Source organism: Brevundimonas sp., assembly GCF_030656255.1.
Taxonomy (GTDB): Bacteria; Pseudomonadota; Alphaproteobacteria; order Caulobacterales; family Caulobacteraceae; genus Brevundimonas.
The window spans coordinates 1-10310 of record NZ_JAUSOE010000015.1 but is presented as its reverse complement, the minus strand read 5'-3'; the positions used below and the strand labels follow the sequence as shown (position 1 = coordinate 10310).

Below are 10310 nucleotides of genomic sequence, written 5' to 3'. Positions count from 1 at the left end.
GACCGACGCCGACCACGATCAGGTTGGCGGCCTGGGCCTGGGCCGCGCTCAGAGCGACGAAGCCTTCCGGCGCTTCGGCCTCGCCTTCGTGGCCGGCTTCGCCCTCGGCATGAGCGCCCTCTTCTTCAGCGTGACCCGCCTCACCCTCGGCGGCGGCTGGAGCGGCGTCCGGCCCGCGCGTGAGCAGGAACAGCCCGCCTCCGCCAAGCAGAACGACGGCGGCGGCGCCGCCGATCAGCAACGTCTTGTTGGATGTGCGCTTGCGCATCATTGGGCTCCTTGGAAGGGGGCGCGGCCGTCCTGGCGCGCGAGTTCAATCTCGGCCTGGACACGTGCAAGGCGTGCATCGACGGCCGAAGTCCGAGCTGAGATCAGGGCGGTGCGTGTGACCCGCAGTTCGAGCTGGGAGATCCTCCCGGCTTCGGTTCCAATCCGCGACAGACGGTAGGCTTCCTCAGCGGACGCCACCCCTGCATCGGCGGCGGAGACCCGGCTGACGGAGGCGGCAAGCCGCGCCCGCGCCGCGGCGCGATCGGCCTGGGCTTCCTGACGGGCTCCAAGAAGCCGCGCGTCCGCAGCCCGGAAGTCGGCCTGCGCCGCGTCTATGTTCCCGCGGTTGCGGTCGAACAGGGGCAGCGGCATGCTGACGCCGAAAGTCAACGCCGTCGCGTCCTCCATCTCGTATCGACGGACACCGACGCTGGCGTTGATGTCCGGGCGCGAGCGGATTCGCTCCACGTCGATCCGGCGTTCGGCGGCCGCGCGGTGAGCCTCGGCGACGCGAACGGTCGGCGCATCCGCCGGGGCCGCGAAGGTGGCGGCAGGCGCGAGGTCCAGCAGGCTGGCGTCGATGGTCGTCACCGGAGCCGCCAGCATGGCGACTGCGGTCAGTCGCGCGAAGGCCGCGTCGCGCTCCGCGACGGCCTCATCGCGCGAGGCACGCGCCGCAGCCGCTTCGCTTTCACCCTGGATGCCGCGCAGCAGTGGCTCACGGCCTTCTTCGACAAGAACGAGGGCGGCCCTCGCATCGGCGATGGTCAAGGTAAGGCTTTCCTCGGCGAGCACGGCCCGCCGTTGAGCGGCTTCCGCATCGGCATAGACCTGTGCGAGTCGTCCGGCGGCGTCGATGATGGCGAGGTCCCGTTGCAGCGCCGCGGTTCCGGCTTCCGCGCGGGCGACATTCACCCGCGCGGTTCGGCGTCCCCAGAGCTCAAGGTCCTGACTGATCGACAAGGTGGTTTCTGCGTTGGCGTAGCCTGAGAAGGGCCCCGTGCCGAACGCGTTTTCGGCGTCGAGAGCGATCGTCGGATTAGGCCTGACACGGGCCTGGCGGACACGCGCTTCAGCGGCGTCGGACAGGGCGCCGGCTTCAAGGGTGGCCGGGGTTTGATCGAGCTGGGCGAGCAGCTCGGCGAACGACGGAGCGGGGTCAGCCCAAGCGGGACTGGCCAGCACGGCCGCAAATGCGGCCAGCGCGCAGCCGACCGCGAAACGCGGCGGCCTGCGATGTGAGGGAGGCATGATTCATCTTCCAGAAATTTGACACGAGATCGCGCGCACGGCGGCGCAGACGTCGTGTCAGACTCTGGGCGGACGCTTCAGGCCGTCGGGCGAGATCGACGACGGAAAATCACTCGAGGGGAAGGCGTGAACCGGCCTTGCGTGGATTTGCATCGCGATGTCGTCGGCGACATCCGCACGGGCGGTTCCGTTGTGGTGGCAGTGGCCGTGGGTGCAGACTCCGTGCCCACCGCCAAGGTCGCCCTGGTCGCTATCGCCTGCATCCTGAGCGACAATGGCGTGAGCCGAGGTCGTCTCTGGGGCGCAGGTCGCGGCGTCAGCGATCGGGGCGACGAAAAACACGGCGGAGACCAGGGTCACCGCCAGTATCAGTCTTGCCCATGTCGCAATTGGCCACGCCATCGCGTGGTGGATACTTTCATTCGGGCGATCAAGCAATCTGTTACAGTGTTCGGGGGCTGCGACTGTTTCGAGTGACCACCAATCCGCGGTGAGGGAGAGGGAAAGTCGACATGCAAGGCCGAGAGTGGCGCGTCGTCGGCCATCTCGACCTATTCAGCAACGTCGAGCGATCTTTAAGCGAGCGCACGCTGATCGCGTCCGATTCTTTCGCTGCGTCTGCAGGTGGATCGAGATTGCAGAATGCGCAATCTTCACCTGAGTAGCGCTCCCGCTATCAGGTCGGGCCATCGTGAACCGGTCAGCCAGACCGCTCCGCCGGTCGCCGCGACGCCAGGCTCTGGGTAAGGTCGTTGCGCGCGCATAGCCAGAGCGAGCGGACGTTGGCGTCGCCTGCGCAGTGGCTTACCAGCAGTAAGCCGGCCAGGGCGTTGGCGAAGAAGCCCAGAGGGCCCAGTCCGGTGATGCCACGGGACGGCGCCCCGGAGGTGGCTCGCGAGATCGCGTAGCTGAGGAATAACAGCACCAACGCAACGAGGCTGGCGCCTTGGCCATTGGCCGCCCCGGACTGCACGGCGACCGAACGTCCGATCACGGCCAGGCTGATGCCGTAGGTGGCGCGTCGGCCAGGAAGTTGAGCACATTGGCGCCCAGGGGGCGCCGAGCCTTGCAGGGACACGCCGCTGGCTATGGCCATAAAGGCGGCGCAGTTGACGGCGATCACCGCGATCATGATGCGCCGGTAGGCGGGGTGGCGCTGTCGAACCTGGAGGCCACGCCGCAACTGCAGCCGGGCGAGGAAGTGCACAGGACGAGAGGGGGTTCAGTCATCGGATTACCCTTTCGCGAGAAGCATGCATCTCCCAATGGCTAGACGATCATGCCGAGAATGCATGGCTTCCATGAAAGAAACGCCTGTCAGATAAAACCAGCTTGATCCTCTAGTAACTAGAGGGCCCAAAATCAGTTGAAATCCATTGGAGGCTTCATGATCACCATGCACCCGACGCGACGCGTTCCCGGCCGCCTGCAGACGATCGCCTTCGCGCTCGCGGCGCTGATCGCCGTCGTGGATCAGGCCGCCAAGGCCGCGGCGCGCGCTCAGCTGGACGCTCCGATCAACCTCACGCCGTTTCTCGCGCTGCGTCTCGGGTTCAACCCCGGCGTCACCTTCGGCCTGTTCGCCGGCTCAGGCGCCGTCGGCCGCTGGGCGCTGAGCGCCGTGGCCTCCCTGATCATCGGCGCCCTGCTGGCGTGGATCTGGCGCACGCGCAGCGCCGTGACGGCGGCCGCCGCAGGCCTCATCGCCGGTGGAGCGATCGGGAACCTCGTCGACCGGCTACGCTTTGGCGCGGTCACCGATTTTATCGATCTTCATTGGGGGGCGGCGCACTGGCCGACCTTCAACCTCGCCGATGCGGCCATTGTCTGCGGCGTCGCGCTGCTCCTCCTCACCGTCCGGGGCTCGGACAGCCGCGCGGCGTCCTCGACCCTGGGACGGGCGGCGCGATGAGGCTTCCCGCCGAACAGAGGGCGATCGCCGTCCGCTCGGCGCCGGCGATTCTCATCACCGCCTCAGCGGCGGCCTCCGCCTGGCTGCGGCTTTCCCCGCCCCTTCTCGGCGCGGCGCGCGACATGGCGACGGCCGATAGGCTGGCCTATGCCCTGCAGGCGAATCTCCCGGTCTTCCTGTGGCTCGCGGGGTGTTTGAGGGTGGTGGCCAGCATCCGGTTCCGGTCCGACGCCGACCGGCCGGGTCCGCCGATGCGGCGCCCGGCGCCAGGCTCGCCCTACCCGCCGCCGTGCTACAGAACTCGCTTGAACAGACCGTTCTGGCGGTGAGCGCCCACCTGGTGCTCGCCACCGTGCTGCGCGGCGAGGAGATGATCCTGCTGCCGGTGTTGGTCCCTCTTTATCTGGTTGGTCGGGGTTTCTTCGCCCTGGGTTACGCGCAGGGCGCGGCGGCCCCGGCCTTCGGCATGGCGCTCACCGGCGCCTCCACGATTGCCGCCTTCGGCATCGCCGTCGTCCTGATGGGGCTGGGCCGATGATCCCTCCCCGCCCCAGATGCCTTTCACCCGCCGTTACGAGCTGACGCGATGCCCCTCCCCTCTCCCGCCTCGTCCGGGTTGCGCCCCATCGGCAAACTGGCCGCCGCCACGGGCGTCAAGGTTCCGACCATCCGCTTCTATGAAGAAATCGGCTTGCTTCCGCCGCCGCCGCGCACCGCCAGCGACCGGCGCATGTATGACGACGCGGCGGAGCGCCGCCTGTCATTCATCCGGCATGCCCGCCAGCTGGGCTTCGATCTGGATTCGATCCGCTCCTTGCTTGATCTGTCGGATCACCCCGATCGGCCCTGCGCCGAGGCCAGCACCCTGGCCGAACGTCATCTCGCCGATGTGAAACAGAAGATCGCCCGGCTCCGCGCCCTCCAGCGCGAACTGTCGCGGATGACGACGGAATGCGCCGGGGGCCGGGTCTCCGCCTGCAAGGTGATCGAGGCGTTGCACGATCCATCCGCGCCGCTTTGACCCTGTGGAAGATCCGGAAGGCGCAAAGACCCCGGAGCCATTAGCCCACCGCGACGTTTGGAGGCGATTGGCGGCTCCCGTCGCGGACCGCCCGTCCTTCTGGAGGATTTCGATGACGCATCGGCCGACCTCGCGACACGGCGACCAGACCCTGGCCCTGCTGACAGACCCTTATCGGCGCCTTTCCCACCTGTTCGAGCAGGCCGGCGCCGACGTCGTCGAGACCCGCCTGGCGCTGAAGGAGACGACCTGTCTGAGAGGCCGCGAGGCGGCGCGGATCTTCTATGACGAGACCCGCATCGTGCGGGCGGGCGCCATGCCGGCGCCGGTCCGCCGCACGCTGCTCGGCGAGGGCGGCGTCCAGGGGCTGGACGGCGAGGCCCACCGCGCCCGCAAGGGCGTGTTCATGTCCCTGATGTCGCCAGCCCGTGTCGCGCGACTGGGCGAACTGTTCGAAGCGGAGTGGCGGCGCGCGGCCGTCGAATGGGCCGGCGAGGACGACATCGTGCTGTATGACGCCTTGCAGCCGGTGCTAACGCGGGCCGTCTGCGCCTGGGCCGGCGTGCCGCTCGAGCCGCACGAAGAGGCGAAACGGGTCCGTCACCTGAGGGCGCTGTTCGACGCGGCGGGATCGCGGGGCCCCCGGCATCTGTGGTCGAGGCACGCGCGTCGCCGCGTCGACGCCTGGCTGGGCTCGATCATTGAAGACATTCGCGCCGGCCGTCTGTCGCCGGATCCGGACACGGCCGCCCACGCCTGGGCCTGGACCCGCGCCGCGGACGGCGAACCGTTGCCGATCCACACGGCGGCGGTCGAACTGGCCAATGTATTGCGGCCGACTGTCGCGACCTCGGTCTACATCGTGTTTGTGGCGCACGCGATGCAGGCTCACCCGGATGCGGCCCGTCTGGCCGACGCCGACGCCGGACGTCGCCGCGCCTTCGTCCAGGAAGTCCGACGCTTCTATCCGTTCTTCCCGGCAGTGATCGGGCGTGTGCGCGCGCCGTTTCGCTGGCGCGACCTGGTCTTCCCGGAGGGCCGTCAGGTGGTCCTCGACCTCTATGGCTCCAATCACGATCCCGCACACTGGACTGATCCCGAGGCGTTCCGGCCGGAGCGGTTCAGCGACGGCTCCGGAGATCCGTTCGGTCTCATCCCCCAGGGCGGTGGGGATGCGGCGACCGGTCACCGTTGCCCTGGCGAAGGGATCGTCGTGGAGCTGATGGAGCGCGCCGTCGGCCTGCTCGCCGACCTGAACTACCGGCTGCCGGATCAGGATCTGGAGATCGACTTCCGCCGCCTGCCGGCCCTCCCCGGAAGCGGGTTCCGAATGGAGACGCGCGACGCGGCCCTCAATGAGGGGGGCGCCTGATGCCGCTTCCTCGGGCTGGCCGGGGCCCTTCTCTCCCATCCACTCGCAGCAAAGGCTGACGCCATGAGCCGTTCGACGACCTCCTACGACCTGGTGATCATCGGCGGCGGGCCGGGCGGATACCCGTGTGCGATCCGGGCGAGCCAGCTCGGCCTGTCGGTGGCGGTCATCGACGACCGCGAACTGCTCGGGGGGACCTGCCTGAACATCGGGTGCATTCCGTCCAAGGCGCTGCTCCAGGCCACCGAGCGGCTGGAGATGGCGCGCAATCTCGAAGCGTTCGGCGTCATGGTAGACAATGTGCGGGCCGATCTTGACGGTGTCATGCGGCACAAGGGCAAGGTGGTGACCGAGCTTGGCGAAGGGGTCGCCTACCTCCTGCGCAAGCACAAGGTCGCCCGCTTCCAGGGCCGCGGGCGGCTGCTGGCGCGCGACCGGGTGGAGGTGCGCGCCGCGGACGGCGCTTTCGAGGTGCAGGCCAGCAAGGCGGTGGTCATCGCCAGCGGATCGGAAGCGGCGACCTTGCCCGACCTGCCCATCGACGAGCGGCGAATCGTCACCTCCGCCGGCGCCCTGAGCCTGACGGCGGCGCCGCGCCATCTGGCGGTGATCGGCGGCGGCTACGTCGGACTGGAGCTGGGGTCGGTCTGGCGTCGGCTCGGCAGCGAGGTCACGGTCATCGAGGTGCTCGACCGGATCGCCTCCGGCGTCGACTCGGAGATGTCGGCGGCGCTGCACAAGGTGCTCGAGGCCCAGGGCTTCCAGTTCTGCCTTGGGCATAAGGTGGTCGGATCGCGGATGGAGGGCGACGACGTCGTCCTCGACGTCGAGCCCATGGGCGATGGCGCGCGAGGAACCATCAAGGCCGATGTCGTGCTGGTCTCCATCGGCCGACGGCCCGCAACCGCCAGGCTCGATCTGGAAACGGTCGGCATTGCGCCCGACCGCAGGGGCTTTATTCCGGTGGACGAAGGGTTCCGGACCAGCGCCGACGGGGTCTACGCCATCGGCGACGTCATCGGCGGCGCCATGCTGGCCCACAAGGCGGAGGAGGAAGGGATCGCCCTGGCCGAACGCCTGGCGGGGGGCGCGGGCCATGTGGACTACGGAACGATTCCGGCGGTCGTCTATACCTGGCCGGAACTGGCCTCAGTCGGGCGCACCGAGGACGACCTCAAGGCGGCCGGCGTGGCCTATCGCGTCGGGCGCTTTCCGTTCTCGGCAAACGCCATGGCCAAGGCGCGGTTGGAGAAGAACGGGTTGGTCAAGGTGTTGGCGGACGCCAGGACGGACAAGATTCTCGGCGTGCACATCCTGGGGCCGGACGCCGGCAGTCTGATCCATGAAGCGGTCGCCGTCATGCAATTCGGCGCGGCGGCCGAGGACGTGGCGCGGACGAGCCATGCGCATCCGACGCTTCCGGAAGCCTTGCGCGAGGCATGCCTGGCTGTGGCCGACCGCACGATCCACCTGTAACGAGCGCCGCGCCGCGTAGCTGCCCGGGCTGGCCACGCAGCGCCGTGGCGTCTCGGCGGACGGGGAGCCGTCGCCGCCTGCGAGCCCGGCCGCGTCGCGAATAAAGCGCGACAGTGCCGTCGCCTGAATGCTATTGCGAGCCGCTCACAACTAGGTCTCCCATGCGCCCTCTGCTCCGCCTTTTCGCCCTGATGCTTGCGATGGGGCTGTCCGCACCCGCCCTGGCCCAGGCGCCGTCCGCCTCCGAGGCCCAGGTCGCCTGGCGACTGCTCGACTATGTGGCGGTCGACTATGCCGGCGCGGTTGCCAATGGTCAGGTGACCAATCCGGCCGAATACGGCGAGATGATCGAGTTCGGCGGCCAGATCCGGACCCGCCTGGACGCCCTGCCGCCGAACCCGGCCAAGGCCGGCCTGATCCGTGACGCGGAGGCCCTGCAGGCGGCCATCCTCGACAAGGCCGACCCGGGGGTCGTCGGGGCCCGGGCCAAGGCGCTGGCCGGCGCGGTGCTGGCGGCCTATCCGAGCCCGCTCGCGCCTTCGTTCCCGCCTGATCTGGCCCGCGGCGCGACCCTCTATGCCGAGCAATGCTCGGTCTGCCATGGCGTGACCGGACGCGCCGACGGCCCGGGCGCCGAGGGGCTCGACCCGCCTGCGATCGCCTTCGCGGATGTGGAGCGCGCCCGTCAGCGCAGCGTGTTCGGCCTCTACCAGGTGATCGATCAGGGGCTCGAGGGCACGGCCATGGCCAGCTTCGCCCATCTGCCGGCCGAGGATCGCTGGGCCTTGGCCTTCTACGTGGGCCGGTTCGCCTTCACCGACGCCGAAGCCGCCGAAGGTCGACGCCTCTGGGAGAGCGACGCGGCGATCCGCGCCGCGTTCCCTGACCTGGCCGCCCTCACCCAGGCCACCCCGGCGGAGCTGGCGACAAGGATCGGCGAGACGAAGGCGCGGGCGGTCATCGCTCACCTGCGTCGCCATCCCGAGGCGACGGTTCGCGCCGAGGGATCGACCCTGACCCTGGCCCGGACGCGACTGGCCGAAAGCGAGGCCGCCTATCGCCGGGGCGACCGCAAGGCCGCGACCGACCTCGCCCTCTCGGCCTATCTCGACGGCGTCGAACCGGTGGAGCCGGCGCTCGGCGCTCGTGACGGCGCCTTGCTGCGGCGGGTCGAGACGGCCATGACCGACCTGCGCATCTCGATCAGCAGGCGCGCGCCGACCCAGGAGGTCGCGGACCGGGTCGCCCGCGCGAACGCCCTGCTGGACACGGCCGAACGCGCCCTCGCGCCCCAGGAGGCGGACAATCTCGCCAGCTTCCTCGGCGCTTTCACCATCCTGCTGCGCGAAGGGCTGGAAGCCATCCTCATCGTGGTGGCGATGATCGCCTTCCTGAGGAAGGCCGAACGGCCCGAGGTGCTGCGCTACGTCCACGGCGGCTGGGTGGCCGCGCTGGTCGCCGGCGGCGCCACCTGGGCGGCCGCGACCTTCTTCATCTCCATCAGCGGCGCCAGCCGGGAGCTCACCGAAGGATTCGGCTCGCTCCTGGCGGCCGTGGTGCTCGTCTCGGTCGGCATCTGGATGCATGGGAAGTCGCACGCCGACGCCTGGCAGACCTATATCCGCGACAAGCTCTCCCACGCGCTGTCGAAGCGGTCGGCCTGGTTCCTGTTCCTGCTGGCCTTCATCGTCGTCTATCGCGAGGTGTTCGAGACCATCCTCTTCTATGCGGCGATCTGGAGCCAGGGCGGCCATCTCGGCATGCTGGCCGGCGCCCTGACGGCGGTGGCCATCCTGGCCGTGGTGGCCTGGGCCTTGCTGGCCTACAGCATGCGCCTCCCGATCGGCCGGTTCTTCTCGCTGAGCTCGATCCTCATGGCCATCCTGTCGGTCGTCCTCGTCGGCAAGGGCGTGGCTGCGCTGCAGGAGGCGGGCTGGCTCGATGTCCATCCGCTGGAGTGGATCCCCCGCATCGAGATCCTCGGTCTTTATCCGACGGTCGAGGGCGTCGCCGTTCAGCTTCTGACGATTGCTATCCTCGTGGTCGGCTTCTCCCGGCATGCGGCGCCGAAGGGCGCGCGCCCAGCCTCTTGAGCGGGCGTCTCCGCCTGAGGCCCAACTGCGGCCCGCGGGTTTCGGAGCTCCTTGGGCGCCGATAGCCGCGCAGTCCGCGGATACCCAGGGTGCGGGGGCCGCCTATAGTGTGCGAGGCCTCCCTTGGTGCGGAGATTAGGCGTCCTATTCTCCGCACTTCACGCGGAGAACAGCCTTGCTCCTGCGGCGCATAACGCCCATATTCCCCGCAAGGAGTGCGGGGAATGGCGCAATACATCCATGAGATCGAAGGCTGGCCGCGTCTGGAATGGCGCGCTGACGCGCTTGCCGATCGCCTCCCAGCCGTCCGTCATCGCCAAGGCCTTCTGCTTGGCCGGATGCACACGCTCGGCTTCGACCTCCGCGCTGAAGCCGTCCTCGAGACCCTTACCGAAGATGTCCTGAAATCCAGCGAAATCGAAGGCGAGCTGCTCGACAAGGATCAGGTGCGATCCTCCATCGCCCGCCGCCTCGGCATGGATATCGGGGCCCTCGCCCCCGCGGATCGCAACGTCGAAGGCGTCGTCGAAATGATGCTCGACGCAACCCAGAACTTCGCTGCGCCTTTGACGGCGGAGCGCCTGTTCGGCTGGCATGCGGCGCTGTTCCCCACCGGTCGAAGCGGCCTGACCAAGATCGTCGTCGGCGCCTGGCGTGACGACACCTCAGGCCCGATGCAGGTCGTCTCTGGACCCATCGGGCGCGAAAAGGTCCACTACGAGGCCCCCGCGGCGCCGCGTCTCGAAGACGAGATGGCGGCCTTCCTGACATGGTTTGAAAGCGACACGCCGACCGACCCCGTTCTCAAGGCCGCACTGGCTCATCTTTGGTTCGTCACCATCCACCCGTTCGACGACGGCAACGGCCGGATCGCTCGCGCGATAGCCGACATGGCGCTTGCTCGATCCGAGAACA

Annotated in this window: 11 protein-coding genes and 1 pseudogene; 8 read left to right on the top strand and 4 right to left on the bottom strand. The window is 68.9% G+C overall.

The annotated features are described in order from the left end of the window. From Q7J26_RS01130 to Q7J26_RS01120, 3 genes and pseudogenes are all read right to left on the bottom strand, one after another. Positions 1-268 (bottom strand): annotated as a pseudogene (locus tag Q7J26_RS01130) (efflux RND transporter periplasmic adaptor subunit); the annotation flags it as partial. Continuing rightward, positions 268-1521 (bottom strand): TolC family protein, encoded by a 1254-nt coding sequence (locus Q7J26_RS01125; RefSeq protein ID WP_135194152.1) that lies wholly within the window; start codon positions 1519-1521, stop codon positions 268-270. The pseudogene Q7J26_RS01130 and the gene Q7J26_RS01125, both read right to left, overlap by 1 nt. 57 nt (positions 1522-1578) lie before the next feature. Then, complete coding sequence (locus Q7J26_RS01120) at positions 1579-1845, bottom strand: hypothetical protein (protein WP_353738805.1); 267 nt, start codon at positions 1843-1845, stop codon at positions 1579-1581. Here Q7J26_RS01120 and Q7J26_RS17070 point away from each other — a divergent pair. Beyond that, positions 1729-1998 carry a hypothetical protein gene (locus Q7J26_RS17070; RefSeq protein ID WP_353738804.1) on the top strand — a complete coding sequence of 90 codons (270 nt, stop codon included), beginning with the start codon at positions 1729-1731 and terminating at the stop codon, positions 1996-1998. The two genes, Q7J26_RS01120 and Q7J26_RS17070, sit on opposite strands and share 117 nt — an antisense overlap. Before the next feature lie 223 nt (positions 1999-2221). On the opposite strand, the gene Q7J26_RS01115 is transcribed toward Q7J26_RS17070, so the two are convergent. Further along, positions 2222-2653, bottom strand: a complete 432-nt coding sequence (locus tag Q7J26_RS01115; protein WP_008262257.1) for a hypothetical protein — start codon at positions 2651-2653, stop codon at positions 2222-2224. Positions 2654-2908: 255 nt separating this feature from the next. Between Q7J26_RS01115 and lspA the strand changes: the two genes are divergently transcribed. The 7 genes from lspA to Q7J26_RS01080 all read left to right on the top strand — a co-directional run. Continuing rightward, complete coding sequence (gene lspA / locus Q7J26_RS01110; RefSeq protein WP_008258720.1) at positions 2909-3433, top strand: signal peptidase II; 525 nt, start codon at positions 2909-2911, stop codon at positions 3431-3433. 190 nt (positions 3434-3623) lie between these two features. Beyond that, positions 3624-3971 (top strand): MAPEG family protein, encoded by a 348-nt coding sequence (locus tag Q7J26_RS01105; protein ID WP_153923203.1) that lies wholly within the window; start codon positions 3624-3626, stop codon positions 3969-3971. A gap of 78 nt (positions 3972-4049) precedes the next feature. Next, on the top strand, positions 4050-4454 hold the full coding sequence (locus tag Q7J26_RS01100; RefSeq protein WP_008263014.1) for a helix-turn-helix domain-containing protein: 405 nt from the start codon (positions 4050-4052) through the stop codon (positions 4452-4454). A gap of 112 nt (positions 4455-4566) precedes the next feature. Beyond that, entirely contained in the window at positions 4567-5826 is a 1260-nt protein-coding gene (locus Q7J26_RS01095) for a cytochrome P450 (protein ID WP_008261169.1), read from the top strand. A gap of 63 nt (positions 5827-5889) precedes the next feature. Next, positions 5890-7302 (top strand): dihydrolipoyl dehydrogenase, encoded by a 1413-nt coding sequence (gene lpdA, locus Q7J26_RS01090; protein ID WP_088582523.1) that lies wholly within the window; start codon positions 5890-5892, stop codon positions 7300-7302. A 161-nt stretch (positions 7303-7463) separates the two neighbouring features. Then, positions 7464-9395, top strand: a complete 1932-nt coding sequence (locus tag Q7J26_RS01085) for a cytochrome c/FTR1 family iron permease (RefSeq protein WP_088582524.1) — start codon at positions 7464-7466, stop codon at positions 9393-9395. A 224-nt stretch (positions 9396-9619) separates the two neighbouring features. Continuing rightward, positions 9620-10310 (top strand): Fic family protein (locus Q7J26_RS01080; protein WP_304934684.1); only part of this gene is annotated, 691 nt, incomplete at its 3' end.